17 protein-coding genes and 6 pseudogenes are annotated in these 17,902 nt (G+C 47.1%); 18 read left to right on the top strand and 5 right to left on the bottom strand.

The features are described 5' to 3' along the window. On the bottom strand, window positions 1-1,250 hold a 1,250-nt coding region (locus tag DXB00_RS09710), incomplete at its 3' end, for a type IV secretory system conjugative DNA transfer family protein (RefSeq protein ID WP_243107198.1). After that, window positions 1,247-1,444, bottom strand: a complete 198-nt coding sequence (locus tag DXB00_RS09705) for a PcfB family protein (RefSeq protein ID WP_243022787.1) — start codon at window positions 1,442-1,444, stop codon at window positions 1,247-1,249. The genes DXB00_RS09705 and DXB00_RS09710, both read right to left, overlap by 4 nt. A 23-nt stretch (window positions 1,445-1,467) precedes the next feature. Here DXB00_RS09705 and DXB00_RS09700 point away from each other — a divergent pair. Together DXB00_RS09700 and DXB00_RS09695 are read left to right on the top strand one after the other, a co-directional pair. Further along, window positions 1,468-2,069 (top strand): annotated as a pseudogene (locus DXB00_RS09700) (DUF4368 domain-containing protein); the annotation flags it as partial. Beyond that, window positions 2,066-2,410: a TnpV protein gene (locus DXB00_RS09695; protein WP_118730418.1), complete on the top strand. Its 345-nt coding sequence runs from the start codon at window positions 2,066-2,068 to the stop codon at window positions 2,408-2,410. The pseudogene DXB00_RS09700 and the gene DXB00_RS09695, both read left to right, overlap by 4 nt. A 313-nt stretch (window positions 2,411-2,723) precedes the next feature. On the opposite strand, the gene DXB00_RS09690 is transcribed toward DXB00_RS09695, so the two are convergent. Then, window positions 2,724-3,848 carry an IS110 family transposase gene (locus tag DXB00_RS09690; protein WP_243107196.1) on the bottom strand — a complete coding sequence of 375 codons (1,125 nt, stop codon included), beginning with the start codon at window positions 3,846-3,848 and terminating at the stop codon, window positions 2,724-2,726. 259 nt (window positions 3,849-4,107) lie between these two features. On the opposite strand from DXB00_RS09690, the gene DXB00_RS09685 reads away from it, so the two are divergent. The 9 genes and pseudogenes from DXB00_RS09685 (at window position 4,108) to DXB00_RS09640 (ending at window position 12,233) form a co-directional block, all read left to right on the top strand. Then, window positions 4,108-4,518 (top strand): hypothetical protein, encoded by a 411-nt coding sequence (locus tag DXB00_RS09685; RefSeq protein ID WP_242983506.1) that lies wholly within the window; start codon window positions 4,108-4,110, stop codon window positions 4,516-4,518. A gap of 325 nt (window positions 4,519-4,843) precedes the next feature. Next, window positions 4,844-5,776: a hypothetical protein gene (locus DXB00_RS09680; protein ID WP_119214833.1), complete on the top strand. Its 933-nt coding sequence runs from the start codon at window positions 4,844-4,846 to the stop codon at window positions 5,774-5,776. A 480-nt stretch (window positions 5,777-6,256) separates the two neighbouring features. After that, complete coding sequence (locus DXB00_RS09670) at window positions 6,257-7,039, top strand: helix-turn-helix domain-containing protein (protein ID WP_118730414.1); 783 nt, start codon at window positions 6,257-6,259, stop codon at window positions 7,037-7,039. Window positions 7,040-7,144: 105 nt separating this feature from the next. Beyond that, a pseudogene (locus DXB00_RS18190) lies at window positions 7,145-7,350 on the top strand (DUF3847 domain-containing protein); the annotation flags it as partial. A 118-nt stretch (window positions 7,351-7,468) separates the two neighbouring features. Next, window positions 7,469-8,965 (top strand): annotated as a pseudogene (gene mobQ, locus DXB00_RS09660) (MobQ family relaxase). After that, window positions 8,962-10,833 (top strand): AAA family ATPase, encoded by a 1,872-nt coding sequence (locus tag DXB00_RS09655; protein ID WP_118730247.1) that lies wholly within the window; start codon window positions 8,962-8,964, stop codon window positions 10,831-10,833. Before mobQ ends, DXB00_RS09655 begins: the two are co-directional and overlap by 4 nt. Before the next feature lie 142 nt (window positions 10,834-10,975). Beyond that, complete coding sequence (locus DXB00_RS09650) at window positions 10,976-11,134, top strand: transposon-encoded TnpW family protein (RefSeq protein ID WP_118730246.1); 159 nt, start codon at window positions 10,976-10,978, stop codon at window positions 11,132-11,134. A 41-nt stretch (window positions 11,135-11,175) separates the two neighbouring features. Beyond that, a pseudogene (locus DXB00_RS09645) lies at window positions 11,176-11,757 on the top strand (VirD4-like conjugal transfer protein, CD1115 family); the annotation flags it as partial. A gap of 98 nt (window positions 11,758-11,855) precedes the next feature. Next, window positions 11,856-12,233 (top strand): TnpV protein, encoded by a 378-nt coding sequence (locus DXB00_RS09640; protein WP_118730245.1) that lies wholly within the window; start codon window positions 11,856-11,858, stop codon window positions 12,231-12,233. Window positions 12,234-12,237: 4 nt separating this feature from the next. Here the strand turns inward: DXB00_RS09640 and DXB00_RS09635 are convergent, their stop codons facing one another. Next, the gene (locus tag DXB00_RS09635; protein ID WP_442861367.1) at window positions 12,238-12,939 is read right to left on the bottom strand and encodes a hypothetical protein; all 702 of its coding nucleotides are present in this window, start codon (window positions 12,937-12,939) and stop codon (window positions 12,238-12,240) included. An 8-nt stretch (window positions 12,940-12,947) separates the two neighbouring features. Continuing rightward, complete coding sequence (locus DXB00_RS18185; RefSeq protein ID WP_442861366.1) at window positions 12,948-13,286, bottom strand: hypothetical protein; 339 nt, start codon at window positions 13,284-13,286, stop codon at window positions 12,948-12,950. Between the two features lie 327 nt (window positions 13,287-13,613). Between DXB00_RS18185 and DXB00_RS09630 the strand changes: the two genes are divergently transcribed. From DXB00_RS09630 to DXB00_RS09590, 7 genes and pseudogenes are all read left to right on the top strand, one after another. Next, window positions 13,614-13,847 carry a helix-turn-helix domain-containing protein gene (locus DXB00_RS09630; protein ID WP_118730243.1) on the top strand — a complete coding sequence of 78 codons (234 nt, stop codon included), beginning with the start codon at window positions 13,614-13,616 and terminating at the stop codon, window positions 13,845-13,847. Between the two features lie 29 nt (window positions 13,848-13,876). After that, window positions 13,877-14,182 (top strand): molecular chaperone, encoded by a 306-nt coding sequence (locus DXB00_RS09625; protein ID WP_118730242.1) that lies wholly within the window; start codon window positions 13,877-13,879, stop codon window positions 14,180-14,182. A gap of 151 nt (window positions 14,183-14,333) precedes the next feature. Further along, entirely contained in the window at window positions 14,334-14,942 is a 609-nt protein-coding gene (locus DXB00_RS09620; RefSeq protein WP_118730241.1) for a recombinase family protein, read from the top strand. A gap of 504 nt (window positions 14,943-15,446) precedes the next feature. Continuing rightward, on the top strand, window positions 15,447-16,373 hold the full coding sequence (locus DXB00_RS09610; RefSeq protein ID WP_147358109.1) for a hypothetical protein: 927 nt from the start codon (window positions 15,447-15,449) through the stop codon (window positions 16,371-16,373). A gap of 3 nt (window positions 16,374-16,376) precedes the next feature. Then, window positions 16,377-16,709 (top strand): annotated as a pseudogene (locus tag DXB00_RS09605) (macro domain-containing protein); the annotation flags it as partial. A gap of 169 nt (window positions 16,710-16,878) precedes the next feature. After that, window positions 16,879-17,415, top strand: a pseudogene (locus DXB00_RS09595) (transposase). Continuing rightward, window positions 17,408-17,887, top strand: coding sequence for a transposase (locus DXB00_RS09590; RefSeq protein ID WP_118730236.1), 480 nt, complete (start codon window positions 17,408-17,410; stop codon window positions 17,885-17,887). Before DXB00_RS09595 ends, DXB00_RS09590 begins: the two are co-directional and overlap by 8 nt. The last annotated feature ends 15 nt before the right edge of the window (window positions 17,888-17,902 follow it).

Raw genomic sequence — 17,902 nt, 5'->3', positions numbered from 1 at the left:
TGCCAGAAATCCGGGACGGTCAAAGCAAGTGCCGCTAATGCCATCGTCCGTGAAATGGACAATGTTCGTAAACCCCTGCCGTGCGGCGAACTCCTCCAACATTGCTTTTGGTTGGAAATGGAATTGCTCTCACGCTGTTGGTCATCATCTTTGCCAAAGTCATCACGGCTCAACCGTTCATACAGAGCAGTGATTTTCTCGTTTTTTCTCATAACTTGCGCTCCTTTCTTCGGTTTTAGGTTGTGTGTTCTAAGAGACTTCCCAACCGCTTGATTAAGAAGTCTTTTAGAGCATACAACACCGGCAGCCAGCTTGAGCTTGGCATATTGCCGGACAGCAAAGTGATTCGGCTTCTTCTTTTTCAGAACTTCAAACATCTGATCCACCGGATTCTGAAAGGTTTCATCATCCTCGCGAACTTCCATCGCATTCAGGAATTCAATCAGAGTTGCAAAGTTCTGCTCTTCCAGCGGTGCCTCATAGTGGATATATCCGATCAAGGCGCAGTAGAGCAGCGTTTCTGCCTTCGTCCAGAACTCGTCACCGGCTTTTCCATCGCCCTTTGTGTTGGCAATCAGCGTTGTCACCAGTTTCAGAATGTCTTTTTCTGAATGGATATAGGCGAAGGGATTATAGTGCATCGACTTTCTGAAATTGATGGTGTTGAAAATCTTGATGTTGTAGCCATGCTTCAAAAGAGCATTGCCGCACTCAATCACGATGCTGCCTTTCGGGTTAGTGACCACATAGGAGCTGTGCATCTGGAGAAGGTTTGGCTTCAACCAAAAGCGAGTTTTACCGGAACCAGAACCGCCGACAATCAGAACATTCTTATTCCTTGCGTTGGCCGGATTCTTCGGACGATTGCTCATCATCAGCCGCTCCGTCCGGGTCAGAATCACATTGTTTGCAAACACCGGGTCTTCAAACGGTTCGATGTCTTTCTGCGTTCCCCACTGGGCAGAGCCGTACTCCATGCCATGGCGATATTTCTTGGCATTTTTGCCTTTCAGGTACACGGCAAGCCGCAGACCTGTTCCGCAGCACACGCCAATCAGCAAATCCATCGGATGCAGACTTGGCATCGGATTGGAAAAGGCTACACCCAGGGCAGAAAGAAAGCCGAGGAGCTTTTCAGACATGTCTGCGCCCTCGGCAATTCTCCACGCTTCTCCCAGATTGGTACATACAAGACCGGCAATGAAGTACGGCAGGTTCAGGATCAGCCGCTTTTTTGTCTTATTACTCATAGATCACGCTCCTGACTTTTGTGGCGAACCTTATCCGGCAGAATTGCAGCAACCAGCTCTTTGAGCTTGTTAAGCTGCTCCAGAACACTCGGTTTTTCCTTTGCCTTCAGCTTGCGGTTGGTGAATTCCTCAAAAGCGGAAGTCAGCGCATCCGCATCTTTAGCCTTAAAAAACACCGTGTACTTGGGTAGCATCACATTTTGGTCTTTCGTAATAGCTGCTCTGCAAAATCTATGAGGACAACATTTTAGGCAAGCTGTCCGACAGCAGATACGCCACTCTGGACGCTCAATACGAAAAGGAACAGTCCGAGCTTACCGCTGAAATCTCTGTTCTGGAAAAGGCTGTCAAGAGCTATGAGAAGCACGAAAAGGACGCTGACCGTTTTATCGCTCTGATCGACAAATATGAGAACTTCGACAAGCTGACCATTGCCATGCTCAACGAGTTTATCGAGAAAATTCTTGTGCATGAGCGTGACCGCAAAGGCAGTATACAGACCACACAGGAGGTCGAGATTTACTTCAATTTTGTTGGGCGATTTGTTCCCCGGCGTTTGGAGAAGTGGAGCTGACCCCGGAAGAATTAGAGGAAATCCGCAAACGTGAGGAACGCAAGGACAGGCTTCATCAGAACTACTTGAAGCGGAAAGCCAGCGGAGCGCAGAAGCGATACGAGGACAAAATCAAGAAGCGGAAAAAGGCAGAAATCGAAGCCAAGAAAGCCGCCATTCGTGCGGAGGACATTGCAAAGGGCGTGTTCGTTCCGGTCAGCAGTTTACCGCAGAGAGAGCCGATGAAAGGAGTACAAACAGCATGAATATCACTTACACACAGAACGGTGATTATCTTATCCCGAACATCATTATCCGCAAGACCAAGCCCATCGGACACTACGGCAGACTTCGCAAGGCGTATCTGGAAATGCACCGCCCGATACTGTTCAATAAGCTGGTACTATCCGACAAGCTCTTTGAGCATTGCGCCGAGATTGACGAAGCGGCACGAAACCGCATAGAGTTGATCGTGCGGTCACTGGCAGAGCGAAACGGCGTGACCGAGCAACTGAAAGCCGAAAATCAGATGGAGTGGGTACGGCAGATGAACGCTTGCAAGGCACAGGCAGAGGAAGTTGTGAAAGCAGAATTGATTTATGATTGAGCGAGGAAGTCCGGACAGAAAACTGTTCGGGCTTTTCTCATATATTCCAAAGTTGCGGTAGAATTGTTCACAAGTTTTATGGTATAATTTGAATACGAAATTGAGAAACAAATCTTGCTAATGTATTTGTCAAGAGTTTGTTTATAGATTTTCCGATTTTCTTTTGGAAAAAAGGGCGCATCAAATTAAACCCACAGCAGTTGTGGATTTTTGAAAAAGCTATATAATAAAATCAGTGGTTACAGTTGCTTGAGCGTTTCCATCGCTCTCGCATAGTAGATGCGGAGAAACTTGTTGACTCCGGCCATTTTAGCTACATTATACGGTTTCCCTTCCTGTTCTTTTTGAGCAGAAAAAGGTAGACAGGGTCATCTTGAGGTCGTGTAAGTTTGAGTGCCTGCATAACCTCAAAGCAATACTTTCTGAGAGCCGCATTCCCACGTTTTGATATGTGGCGATTGTGGCTCTCAAATGTTCCAGACTGATATGGAGGCGCATCGTTACCAGCATAAGCGTTGAGTGCTTTTCCACTGTGAAAGCGGCGGATATCTCCAATTTCAGCAAGGATAAGGGGACCGAGTCTATTACCTACACCAGCCATAGAACGCAGCACGGCGTATTCGGGCAATGTTTCAGCCAATGTCTGCATCTTTAGAATAATTGAATCAGCGGCCTTTTGGGATTCACAGACAAGTTCAAGGCACTGATCTTGAGCCCCAAGGGTATATTCGTTTTCTCCTCTTGTTGTGATATTGAGCAATGCAGCTTCGTAAATTGCCAACCCATAGGTTTTGGTTTGGCGATTCCGAGATTTCCTTGCGATTTTTTCAAATGCGTCAAGAAAACGACTTTTCCCCATTTTCTCTATACGATCGTAGGATTTAAAACGATTGATAAAGAGAACGGAAAGACTGGTTTCTGGCGTTCTGGTCGTTAGAGGCAGGATGTTGGTTATGCCAGGCATCGTTTCATCCAATAGATTAAGTAGAAATACTTTGTTGGTTTTCAGGGTAAGCATTCGCTGATTATACTGTCGTGCCAAAAATCTTAAATCTTCGTATTTCTGCTCCATAGATGTGTATGGAACCAGAGAATAACTCTTTTCCAATGCATATCTGGCAATCCGCACTGCATCTTTCTTGTCCGTTTTGGCCTTGCGAAGATCCATGTCTCCGAATTTCTTGATTTGATAGGCATTAACCATACAAACAGGGAGCCCGGCTTCCTGAAACGCTTTCAGAACAGGATAATGGTAATGCCCGGTATTTTCCATTAAGATGGTTGCAGATTGATTGCTATTCAAAATATACTTGATGAAAGCATCTAGTTCGGGCTGCGTATGGTGGAATTCAAAAGGGCCTGTGTGCATTGATCCATCTTGGTTTAAGATGGCTGCTACACTTTTTGACTTGGAAATATCGATTCCTACTGCGAGCATTGACATTCCTTCTTTCGTTTCGATTTATGGCTATCCAGCTTTTCCAAAGTACGCACATATTCAATCGTGAAACGGGAGCTATGTCCCAACTTGCTGAATCGAGCACAAAACAATGGAGGCTGGCTGACACATTTGTCTGCGGGCGTGATGTCCCAATCGGAAATTTCGTCAGACCATATCTCCATTTTAAAAGAAAAGAGCAAGGCCGGATAGACCTTACTCTTACATTATGAATCGGGATTTAATGAGGGCAAAGCAAATGGAACAGATTCTCAATTACAGAGATATACCCACGGATAAACGGCTTGACATATTAAATGCTCTTGCGCAAATCGGTTTTTTCCCGGCATACGGCGGTGTGAAAACAATGCAGCGGATTATGGAAAAGTCAGTTCCGAATTCGGGTCCACAATTCTATTTCGTTCTCCGTGAAAATCAGTTAATAGGGTATAATTTTCTCATTGGTGACACGAGGAAATATAAGGCTTTCCCATGGCTTGCTGTCGGCAATATGGATGAACAGAAGTTGACGGTTTGCGAAGAACTGATGAAACTGCAAATTGTCTTTTTTCAGGAACTTGGAATGCACGATATAGCAGGTCATTGTGTTAGGCTCATGGAAGATTACAGAAAAGGAATTGGAAAACGAAAAGAAAGTGACTGCAGATAAATTCAGCTTTATCGAACCGATAAAACCCCTTTAGGAACTAAAGGGCGCACTTCTATACTCTCTATCGAGGGTAGTGCGTCCTGCGAGGCAGACAGCCTGAAGTATGTTGACGGTAAAAGCACTTGACAACTTGTTGCTTTATGGTAAGCTAAGAATGTACTGCGAATTCACATGAATTTGCAACCATCATATGAAAGAAGAGAGAAAGATGAAAAAGCGAATACTGATGTTTATCGCTGCCCTCCTGCTGCTTTGTTCTGCCGGGTGTTCTGGACAGGTTAACTCAGCTGGACAGAACGATGTTCCGCAACCGGAGAATCAGCCGATGCATGAGGCGGAAGAGCCGACGGATAAGGCGGATGAGCCGGCGGACGAAGAATGGAGCGAAATGGGGTACGACTGGCGCTTAAGCGTTCCGTTTTACGACAATGCTGAAGATGCAGCGAACATGGAATATGTAAGTCTAAATCCGATTTTTATCCTGCATGACGGCCGGTTTTATAATCTCGAGCCGACAAAAATGACATATACCGATTCCGACCGTGTAAGTGAGTCGTCAGTTTTAGATGCGCTGCCGAGGTCCTCAGAGGAGCTGCCAGTTTTGAATCTGGCGGCGGGCGATCAGCTTGTCACGTTTTCGGCAAATGTCGGCGATTATGCGTTTTTGCCTCTCGAGGATTTAGGCATGTGTCTGCCTGTCGTATGGCGTGGCGGCGTAGTGAGAGGGCAGTTGACCGATATCTACGGTTCGAATCCGGAATTTGATATTATGCCGACTGGTGTTGGGCAGGATATGTCGTATACTCCTGACAAGGTCATTGAGGAAATCAATGGACAGACTTTCACGCCGTATACCGGCACTGAATCCGGGCAGACATTTGCCAGCTATGCTGAAAAGGTCAAGCAGGCGGACGCGGAATTTTGCGGTCTCCTGGATTCGCTGAATATACCGTACCTTGCCGCAGATTGGTCATGGAGTAACGGCGGGGGAATCGTGCAGGATTACACGGATTATATTATCCGGGGCAACTACGGAGATACCGTCACATTGGGTCAGTACCAAGGAACAAAGTATGTCGAAGCGCACTTTACGCTTGTAAACACGCTGTATGAGCTTTATCCAAACAGCATGTTGGAGGCTGCGACCGAGCGGACGCATGACGGTTATTCCGTGATGCAGATACCGGAGAACATCAGTGGAGCATATGCCTTCGCGCTCGGACGGAAAGCGGAACGGCGAGCTGTTATGCTTTTATGATTGTCAGATAAATTCATATACATCCCACAATTCATATTCGACAGGCTGAATCGCTGTTGGCCTGATATGATGTCCACTGCCCCGGCCAGTTTGATAAGCTGTACGCAGCAGACATAACGGATGTATAAAATCCCTTTGGAACAAAGGGCGCACTTCTATACTCTCTGTCGAGAGTAGTGCGTCCTGCGGAGCTTCATTCCCGGTCAGCAGAAGAAAACTGCATAACCGAGAATGTTTCGTCACTTCGTTCCGTCAAGGTGGCTACACCCCCTTGCGCCGCTAAAGCGGCTATCCCCTGTGGGCTTGCCGTCCGCAAACAGCATGAAATGCTGTTCGCCGCCAGCAAGTTTGAAAAAGGACAGTTATGCACTGGAAAACATATCTGCAACTTGAAGTTGACAAAGTGCATTTCCCGAAAGATAGATAATGACACCTCGCTTTGGTAGAATTATGCTATTAAAATCAAAGGAGGTATCACCTATGAATTTAGGCGAAAAAATCTACAAACTCAGAAAAGAAAAAGGTCTGTCTCAAGAAGCTCTTGCAGAGTTTGTGGGAACAACCCGACAAGCAATCAGCAAGTGGGAGAATAATCAAGGATATCCGGAAACAGAAAAATTGCTGTTGCTTTCAAATGTCTTTGAGGTATCTATTGACTTCCTACTGAAAGGCGAAAAAACGGAAAGTAGCGCAGATGAAAAAGGCTATTATGTAAGTAGAGAAATGGCTGTTGGCTATATCGTCAACGAGAAAAAGACTTGCAAATATTTTGGTGCCGGATTCGCCTTGTTTGCTTTAGCTGGAATACCCTACACCGTGTTTCAGACAGCGACTGCATGGAAAGTGTTGGGTATGTCCATTTGCATACTTGCAGGAATTATTGCTCTTGTGGTTTCAATGTTCATTTCAAAAGATGAATACACAATTTTGAAAAAAGAGAGTTTGCTTTTTGATTATGAATTTCTAAAGGTACTAACTGACGAATATCGTTCCATGAAGAAAAAGAACATGGTTGTTGCTATCCCTTGCACAGTTCTGTTCATCATAGGTCTTTTGACACTCGCTATTACCGTTCGAGGAATAATTCCATGGACACACTATCATTCGCTTGTCTTTTTAGGATTGTCAGTCGGATTATTTGGCTTTGTATATTCTGCTGGAGCTATGGAGGCGTATGAGGTTTTAGTCCATAACGAGAACTATTCAAATAGCTTCTGGTTTAAGGTTAAGCGAAAAGCAAAATTAAAAATCGACAAATGGTAACACACAATAACTAAATATCAAAAACTGACCGTTGACTGGTCGCACTATGCGAAAAGTTGACGGTCTTTTTTTATTCCCAAAATCAAAAAAAGGAGGTCAATCACAATGACAAAACCGAAAACCCTTGAACAGCTTCGAGCCGAAAAGGAACGAGCCGAGACGCAGCTTGCACAGGAACAGCACAAGCTGGAGCGTCTGGAGAACAGAAAGAAGTATCTGGAGAAAGGCGAACGCACCAAGCGCACCCACCGCCTTTGCAATCGGGCGGCACGGCTGAGAGCCTTGCCCCGGAGGTCAAAGATCTCACACGCACCGAAATGACAGAGCTGATGGAACAAATCTTTTCTTTGTCCGAAGTCCAGCGAGCCGTCCGTCACATGACGATTACCCACATCAGCCAAGCAAACAGAGAAAAGGAGTTGAAAGCCGATGGCACTATTTCATCTGAGCGTCACGCAGACTAAGCGACGCGCAGGACAGTCCGCTATCGCTTCTGCTGCCTACCGAGCCGGGGAGCGATTGTATAGCGAGTATTACGGCGAATACAGCGACTACACCCGCAAGGGCGGCGTGATCTGCTCTGACATTCTCTTGCCGTCCCATGCACCGCCAGAATACGCAGACCGCCAGACCCTATGGAACGCCGTGGAAAAAGCCGAGCGTGGAAAGAACGCCCAGCTTGCATACAGCTTTGACATTGCCTTGCAGAATGAATTTTCCCTTGAGGAAAACATCGCTCTTGCAAGGTAATTTTTATTGGAGAACTTTGTGAGCCGTGGCATGGTGGTTGACTTCGCCGTACACCAGCCAGACCGGGAGGACGGCGGCATACCAAACCCACACTTCCATGTGCTTTGCCCCATCCGTCCCATTGAGCAGAACGGCAAATGGGGACTAAAGCAACGCCGGGTGTACGAGCTGGACGAGGACGGAAATCGTATCAGAGACCAGAACGGCGAGTATGTTTTCAATGCCGTTCCCACTACCGACTGGGGCAGTCCCGAAACGCTGGAATACTGGCGGCAGACATGGGCGGAACTATGCAACGCCAAGTTTGCGGAGAAAGGGCTTGATGTTCGTATCGACCACCGAAGCTATGAGCGTCAGGGCGTGGAGCTTCTTCCCACCGTCCATGAGGGCGCAACCGTCCGGGCAATGGAGAAGAAAGGCATACGCACCGAGAAAGGCGAGTTCAACCGCTGGATCAAAGCCACCAACGCCGTGATCCGGGATATCAAGAAGAAAATCACTTTGCTTATGGGCTGGATAGCGGATATGAAAGCCGAGCTTGCCAAGCCACAGGCACCCGACCTTGTTTCTCTGCTGAACGCCTATTACACCCAGCGCAGAGCCGGGGCGTATTCGCAGAAAGGCATGGTCAGCAACCTAAAGGAGATGAACGAGACTTTCAATTATCTCCGGGCAAACGGCATTTACTCCCTTGAGGATTTGGAACGCCGTGTCAGCGAACACAGTGCTGCCACAGAGAGCTTGAAGAAAACGCTAGACGAGCAGACGGCACGAATGAAAGCGATTAAGCGGCTCTATGACAGTTCTTCCGCTTTCCAGAGGTTGAAACCTGTCTATGACGGCTTGCAAAAAATCAAGTTTGTGAAGCCCAAAGCCAAGTACAAGGCAGAGCATGAAGCGGAACTGATACAGTTCTACGCCGCCAGACGAAAGCTGACCGGGGAGTTCCCAGACGGCAAGGTGGATATGAAAAAGCTGTCCGACGAGTATGACGAGCTGGAATAGGCGCACAACACCACCTATGGCGAGTTTAAGACCGTCAGAGACGATTTACACCGTCTTTGGAAGGTCAAGTCATGCGTAGATACTGCCGCCCGATTTAACGAGCGCACAGAGGAACAAAAGCTCCAAAATCGCCCCCAAACACGACAGAAAAAGGAGGAACTATCCCGATGAATTACACCCAAGCACAAATTGACCGGGCGAACGCCGTCAGTCTGGAAGATTTTCTCCGTACACAGGGAGAGACGCTTATCAAAAGCGGACGAGAATACCGCTGGAAAGAACATGACAGCCTGACCGTCCGGGGAAACAAGTGGTTTCGCCACAGCCAGAGCAAGGGCGGCTATCCCATTGATTTTGTCATGGAGTTTTACGGCAAGTCCTTTCCCGAAGCCGTCCAGATGTTGACAGGCGAAAACGGCGAGGGACAGAGCGAAGCCGGCACAGCACCGCCCACAGCGTTTCACTTGCCCTTGCACAACCGAACAGCCGATAGAGCAATTCAATATCTTTGCGAAAGCCGAGGTCTCAACCCGAAACTGGTTGAGGCTTTTCTTCTTTCCGGGGATATTTATGAGGACGCAAAGCGGCACAATGTTGTCTTTGTCGGCAGAGACCGAAACGGCACACCGAGATACGCCCATGTGCGAGGAACGGCAGACACATTCAGACAGGATGTTACCGGGTCTGACAAGTCCTATCCGTTCCGCTATGAGGGAAACGGCAACCAGCTCTTTGTCTTTGAAGCGCCGATAGACCTTTTGTCCTTTATCTGCCTTTATCCGCAGGATTGGCAGACAAGGAGCTATCTTGCCCTGGGCGGCGTTTCTGGTAAAGCCCTTGACCGTTTTCTTTCTGAACGCAAGGACACCCGAAAAGTGTTCCTCTGCCTTGACAGCGACACCGCAGGAAGCGAAGCCTGCATACGACTGGCACAGTCCATTCCCGGCGAGATCGCCGTCATTCGCCTTGTCCCGGCAAGGAAAGACTGGAACGATGTTCTCCGTCAGCAAGCGGATATTCCAAACCGCAAATTCATTGCCGAGACAATCACGCTGCGAGAACTGCCCACCGCCCAGCCTGTCCCAATGCTCCGTATGGAAGATGTGGAGCTGACGAGCGTGGATTGGTTATGGTTTCCGTATATCCCATTTGGCAAGCTGGCCATCATACAGGGCAATCCCGGCGAGGGCAAGACCTACTTTGCCATGCGCCTTGCGGCGGCTTGCACCAATCGAAAGCCTTTACCCGGTATGGAGACACTTGAGCCTTTCAATATCATCTATCAAACTGCCGAGGACGGTCTGGGCGATACCGTCAAGCCCCGACTGATAGAAGCGGACGCAGACCTTGAACGAGTGCTTGTCATTGATGACAGGGACGCATCTCTGACCCTTGCCGATGAACGCATAGCAAGGGCAATCCGGGAAAACAACGCAAGGCTGGTTATCATTGACCCGGTACAGGCTTTTCTGGGCGCAGATGTGGACATGAACAGAGCAAACGAGGTGCGCCCGATATTCCGCAGTTTGGGAGACATTGCACAGGCTACCGGGTGCGCTATCGTGCTGATTGGACACTTGAACAAAGCCGCAGGAACGCAAAGCACCTACCGGGGATTAGGGTCTATCGACATTACGGCGGCAGTCCGCAGCCTACTCTTTATCGGCAAGCTGAAGGACAGTCCCACAACAAGGCTACTGATCCATGAGAAAAGCTCTCTTGCGCCGCCCGGACAGTCCCTCGCCTTTTCTCTGGGAGACGAGAAAGGCTTTGAATGGATAGGAGCTTATGACATTACCGCTGATGAGCTTCTCGCCGGGACGGACACCGCCAAGACCGAGAGTAAGACCGCACAGGCAGAAATGCTCATTCTGGAACTGCTTGCAGACGGAAAGAAAATGCCAAGTGCAGAGCTGGAAAAGACGGTCAATGAGCGCGGGATTTCCTCACGCACCATGAGAACGGCAAAGAGCCGTATCGGGGACAGGCTTGTGACCGAGAAAGACGGCACAGCATGGGTCTGCTATCTCCGAGACTGACAACAGGAACACGGCAAGCGTGGCAAAGACGGCAAGGGTTTTATAGATACCTTAATATTGCCGCCTTGCCTTGTTCCCTCATACCGACACCGCCCGATGATGAAAAGTCACCGGGCATTTTTTATTTACAGGAGGATTTTGAATGAACAATACCGCAACCAACAGTACCCCTTGCCCTACTGTCAGAAAGCAGATCGGCAAGACCACCTATATCGTCCGTGTGCATTTCAGTCAGGCCGCAAAAGAAACGATGGAGGACAAAATCAAGCGTCTGCTCCGTGAGGAAGTCCGCAAAATGTGACTTCTTTTTGGATTTGATGAAAAAGTCCTTGACTTTTCGTCTCTGGAAAAACAGCCAAGTCGATTCTTATTTCTTGCGGTGCGCGTCTTGCAGTATTTGATATTGCGGAGCTGCGCGAGGTTACATCCTACGATGAGTTGGAACTGGATACGCTGGGAGACAGAAAAACGGCTCTGTTTCTGATCATGAGCGATACGGATGACAGTTTTAACTTTCTCATTTCCATGTGCTACACCCAGTTGTTCAACCTGCTTTGTGAAAAGGCAGATGATGTGTACGGAGGCAGGCTTCCGGTTCATGTGCGCTGTTTGATTGATGAGTGTGCTAACATCGGGCAGATTCCGAAACTGGAAAAGCTGGTGGCCACCATCCGAAGCCGTGAGATCAGCGCCTGTCTGGTGCTGCAGGCACGAAGTCAGCTTAAAGCCATCTACAAGGACAATGCCGACACCATCATCGGCAACATGGACTCACAGGTATTTCTCGGCGGCTCCGAACCGACTACCTTAAAGGAACTCTCCGAAGCGCTCGGCAAGGAAACCATCGACACCTTCAACACCTCAGACACGCGCGGCAGCAGTCCAAGCTGCGGCACGAACTATCAGAAGCTCGGCAAGGATGTGCCATACTTGTTGGTGAAGAGTTCAGCTGCCTTGAATTTGATATGAACAGGGACACGATCAGCTGGATTCGGAGAAAAATCGAATACAGGAGGTTGCTTATGGAACACTTACCGAAGAAAACCTGTCAAAACGGCATCAGCTATACGCTGGTCGGTGACTATTACATTTCGGATTTACAGTTACCGGAAGAAAACCGCCCCATTGGAATCTGGGGGCGGATGCACAAAGCCTATCTGGAACTGTATCATCCAGCCCGGTATAATGACCTGATTTTGTCCGGCAAACTATGGACATATCTGGCAGATCTGAATGAGCAGGCACAGAACCGGCTGGATTGTATTATTGCCCAGATGAAAGAAGCTGAAGGAATTACGGAGGAATTGAAAACTCGTGATCAGATGGCGTGGGTCAGGGCAATGAACAGCTTACGCAACCGGGCAGAAGAAATTATTCGTTCTGAAATGATTTACTGCTGAAGTGTCAGTCTTCCGGTTCAGCCAGTTTTACGATAACATTGCTCTGCCGGAGAAGCCAGCCTGAAAATTCCTTTGGGCTGGCTTCTTTCTTTTTCACAGCCTGTTTGCGCTGCAAGGCTCCTTTTTTGAAGGATTCAAAAGCAGCCAGCATTTCTTTCAGACGCTCAGAAGGAAAACCAGAAGTTTTCTTTGCCTTATTGATTTTGTTTCGCCAGTTCTGGCACTCATTTTTGTAGAGCAGATCATAATTGTTTTCTCTGGCTCGTTCATCAAACTCACGCTTGCTTTGGAGGGACTGTTTTTTGCGGCACTTATCGCTGCACAGCTCATATCGCTGGCTTTTGGCAAGAAATACTTTTCCACAGATTTTGCATTTTCGGAAATAAAGCCCCCAATCATTCAGGCGATTCAGATAATAGATCATCAGCGGATACAGGGATGAATGAGTAGCAACACACTCCGTTTTCCGTTTGTTGTCTGGATACCAGAGATCAAGTCTGGTATCTTCCTGCGGCACAGAGCCATAAATATGTGTGGAAATATTTAGTCGTTTTGGCTTCCCTGTATCCTCGTCAAAGTCAAGGGGTGGATTGCCCATAAATAAGGCTGTGAAGCTATTCATTTTCTCAATAAAACGCTCACAGGCAGACTCTCGATCTCGTGGTTCTCTTGCCTTCAAATATTCATTCCAGATACGAAGTGCCACATACATTCTCACCGGATCACCGGTGAGATATTTTTTGCCAGAAAATCACCGGACACCTGTTCCAGTTCTGGCTGCTTCCACCGGTTAGAGTGAAGCGATTCTCTCAGCGGTATTAAACCGAGGCGATTCCATTCACCGTCTGGATCATGTTCGAAGGCTGAAAGCATAGTTCCCAAAGGGCGTGTAACATCACATAGCACCTCGGCATCAGCATATCCCTGTAAACGAAACCGGATTTGCAGTTCTTCTCCAATCAAAATACGCTCTTTCATTTTCTGTCTGTCCAGCGTCAGCACCAGCAGAATACGGTCATAAAGCGGTTCGTGCCGCACAAATTCAAAGTCCATACAATTCCCTCATCTTGACTTATGGTAATTTTATAATTCAGTTATATACGTTACACTCATGGTACTGTAAAGCTATTGTTTTGTCAAGTTTGTGGCGATATGATGACGTCAGATGGTAATTTTGTTCCATCGTGTACCTTGACAACTGAATGACCGTCTGAACCGAGATAAACCGCCATGACCTCTCCTAAAACGAGGGCGAGCGCATCGAGAAATCGGTGACTCATGTATGTCGAGCAGGGCAGCATGAAGGAAACGGGACAGGTAGAACGGCAAATATGCGGAAAATGAAATATCAAAAAATTTAAATAAAGGAGGAACACCGATATGAAAGAAAAAATAAAGTGGAATGATTACGATTCACTGCCCCTGATTTTGGATGTTACGGATATTCAGCATATCATGGGAATTTCCAGAGCCAGCGCCTATGAGCTGGTACACACGCCGGGATTTCCGGCGGTGCGCAGTGGCAGGTTGATTAAAATCAGCAAGAAAGCCTTTTTTAATTGGCTGGACAGCGGCGGCAATTCCCACGAGAACGAAAAAGAGAAAACAGCATAACCGTGAAATGGAATATGAGGAGGATTCTTATGATGAAGCTGTCTAAGTATGAGAAAGAAACCATTATCAACTGGAACGAAGCGGAAAGCACCGCCAGCATCTATACGTTCAACGCTGATCTGAAACGCAGATTGGCAGAGTTCAGTCGGAAATATCCCCAACTGTGTCGGTTAGAGCGCAGTACCCCGGAGGGAAGCGAGACCTATGTGATTGAAAAGTCCCGGCTGTCTGTCCGGTTGATTCCACCATACAGTGAGGAAAGGCTGGCGGCTGCCAGAAAGTACGCCAAACAACATGGATTTCAGGTTTTGCGTACAGAAAAGGAAAGTGCCTGATTACAGGACAAGTGACAGCAAAATGCCGGGTCTGCACCCGGCATTTTCACAGGCTGTTTGTTCAGGGGGTAAACGTATCCAGTACCATAGAAGATGAAAAATATCCGATTCGGGAGCTGTTTTCCCGGTCAGGAGAAAGGAGGAAAAAGCAATGGGAAATTTGTATGGATATATCCGTGTCAGCACCAGAGAACAGAATGAGGACAGGCAGATTCTTGCTCTGAAAGAACTTTCTATTCCAGAGAAAAATTTATTTATTGATAAGCAATCTGGCAAGGATTTTGAACGTCCTCAGTACCGGAAAATGGTACGGAAACTAAAAAAAGACGATCTGCTCTATATCAAGAGCATCGACCGTCTGGGGCGTAACTATTCTGAAATTCTGGAGCAATGGCGGATTTTGACTAAAGAAAAAGGAATTGACATCGTGGTGCTGGATATGCCTTTGCTGGATACCCGTCGGGGCAAAGACCTGATGGGGACATTCCTCAGCGATATTGTGCTGCAAGTATTGTCCTTTGTGGCAGAAAACGAGCGCACCAATATCCGACAGCGCCAAGCAGAAGGAATTGCCGCAGCCAAAGCAAGAGGTGTCCGCTTCGGCAGACCCCCAGCGCCTTTACCTGAAAACTTCCATCATCTATATCAGCAATGGAAAAATGGAAAAATCACCGGAACAGCTGCCGCAAAGCTGTGCGGGATGCCGCTTTCCACCTTCCGCTATCGTGCGGAGATTTACGAAAAAGCCAAGTTGTTGTAAGCAGGTGTTTTTACAGAATTGTGTAGACGAACTTTCTTTGACTGCAGTATGGAGATTACAGGTGAATACAGGAGGCACAAATGTTGCCGACTATTGCTTGAGAAATCATGTCGCAGCAATGGGATGGAGTCTGCGTGAATTAACCCAGGCAGAACGTTCTGGGATACATACATTTTTGGATTACTGTAATCTGGCAAGAACTCAGTACAAATCATTTGACAGTGTGTGCCGTATGGTAGAGGATGTAAAAGAAGGAGACCTCCTATGGATGCGCTCAAGAAATGAAGGAAAATACTATATTGCAAGGGTTAAGGCAAATAGCACCTGGGCGTTTCGTGAAGATGCGGTACAGATTGATGCTGCGAATCAGTTGACAAACATTGACTGGTATCTGGCTACAGATACGGCAGATGAAGAATCCGTTCCTGGTGCTGTGGCAACATCATTTATTATGGGATCAACCATCCAGAGAATTAAGAAAATGGAGTGGAAGCATACAGTCAAATGCTGTATAACCGTGTCCACGATTCAGCACTGGATTTATTCAATTATCCCGATCCGGCTCTCTCATTATGTGAGAAACATTTTTATAGCTTGCTCCAGCCGGAAGATGTTGAAGATTTACTTGCGCTGTGGTTGTATGATACCAAAGGCTATGTTTGCATCCCATCGACAAATAGAATTGCCACACCAAAGTATGAGTGCGTTTTGGTTGATCCAAATGACCTGAACCGAAAGCATATTTACATTCAGGTAAAGAAGGGTGATGTTGATCCTAATACAGATGACTATTCCAGCCTGAATGGTGAAGTGTATTTGCTTACAACGGAAGGAAACGTTCAGAATGCACAGAAATATTCAAATGTGAAAGTAGCAGATCCAACGGTTATTTATGAATTTGCGATCAATCCGGATAAGTCCCATATCATTCCGGAAAATGTTTTATACTGGGTGAAGTTTCTGGCAGAAATAGAAAATAATCGATTGGAGTTCTCTGCGTGTAAGGGAATCATGTTTGATACGAATATCTCGTATTCAGACACAAATGAATCCGAGATGATTCTTGGAAACAAAATAGCGGCATATGGAGATGCAAAACGGTATATCGACAGCTTCCCCCAGGGGGATTATGCTCTTTTTTATTCCAAAGGAAGAGGAATTATTGCGGTTGGACAGATTGTCACAGACACGCCGACAGAAGTGGCAGATGAAAAATATCATAGTGTCAGAATGATTGTGCCGGAAAAATTTAATGGGGATGTCAAGGCGTTGCCTGCACTTTCTCCGAATGAAATAAAAACAATTTTGAAGCGGAATTTTTATTGGGCATCGACAATAAAAACACCGTTTCTTACAGGGGCACAGGTTGAAATGTTGATTCGAGAATTGCAAAAAAGCATGTTTAACGATGTGCAGAAGGGAGAGGAATAAGCAATGCCCTTACAGATTATCAGAAACGACATTACAAAGATGAGTGTTGATGCAATCGTCAATGCTGCCAACACATCTCTTTTGGGCGGTGGTGGTGTGGACGGCTGCATTCATCGTGCCGCCGGACCGGAGCTGCTTGCAGAGTGCAGTACGCTGCATGGCTGCGAGACAGGCAGCGCAAAAATCACAAAGGGATACCACTTGCCCTGCAAATATGTGATCCATGCAGTGGGACCGCGTTGGAGGGATGGCAAACATCGGGAACAGGAGCTTCTGGAATCTCGTTATCGGACATCTTTGAACATAGCAAAAGAAAATGGCTGTCAGTCGTGTGCCGATAAGACAGTAATTTGAGAGAACCACAAAATCGGCATCTGCCAGGCAGGATTGGACAACAAAAAACAGGTGGCACTCAGCCGGGTGCCGCCTCAGCCTGTCGAAAAAGGTCACCTACGGGTGGCCTTTTTCTGGTAAAATGGTTCGAAAAATGAAATAATAAGTACGGGTGATAAACGTACTTACGAAAGATATTGAAAACAGAAATCAAGTTGAGTTTGTAAGTTTGGAACAGACGGTTCCTCAGGACCATCTGCTGCGTCAGATCGATGCAGCGATCAACTTTAATAAGGTGTATGAATTTGTTGAGGATTTGTACTGCAAAGACAATGGACGTCCCAGCATTGATCCTGTTGTTCTGTTCAAAATTGTGCTGATTCAATATATCTACGGCATTCGTTCTCTGCGGTGAGCGCTGGAAAAGAATGGGATGAATATGGCGTATCGGTGGTTTATTGGATATCCGCTGAACGAGCAGGTTCCGCATTTTTCAACGGTGAGCTATAACTTCAAACACCGTTTTAATACCGCATCGGTAGAATATATTTTCCGCTGGGTATTAAAGGCAGCTGCGGACGAGGGATATTTGGACACAGAAGCCATATTTGTAGACAGTACGCACATAAAGGCAAGTGCGAATCTGAAAAAGCAGGCCCGCAAAGCTGCACCCAAAGAAGCAAAGCCGCTATGCACACGAATTGTTTGATGAGATAAACAAGGACAGAGAAACGCACGGAAAGAAACCCTTCGACGAAAACAACAACGGGAATGATTCCGGCAGTGGAGATAACTCCGGTAAATCGGAAATGGTAGAAAAGACTGTTTCTACTACAGACCCGGAATGCGGCGTATTCCACAAGGGCGAACACAAGAAAGTCTTTGCTTATGAAGCGCACACCGCTTGTGACAAGCACAACTTTATTTTAGGTGTACATGTTACGCCCGGAAATATTCACGACAGCGTAGCATTTGATTCTCTGTATGATGATATTTGCCAGCACTACCCCGAACACAAAATCGTTGCAGCCGACAGCGCCTACAAAACCCCTTGGATCTGCAAAAGAATCTTTGAAAGTGGCAGAGTTCTGACTTCTGCCTATACACGCCCCAAAACCAAAGATGGCAAACCCCTTACATGCTATCTGCTCTTTTGTCCTGTCGGAGTGAACGGCAGATGACATACCCTGCCGGAG

Source organism: Butyricicoccus sp. OF10-2, assembly GCF_003481925.1.
In the GTDB taxonomy this organism is placed as follows: Bacteria; Bacillota; Clostridia; order Oscillospirales; family Butyricicoccaceae; genus Agathobaculum; species Agathobaculum butyriciproducens.
This window is presented reverse-complemented; position numbering and strand designations above follow the sequence as displayed.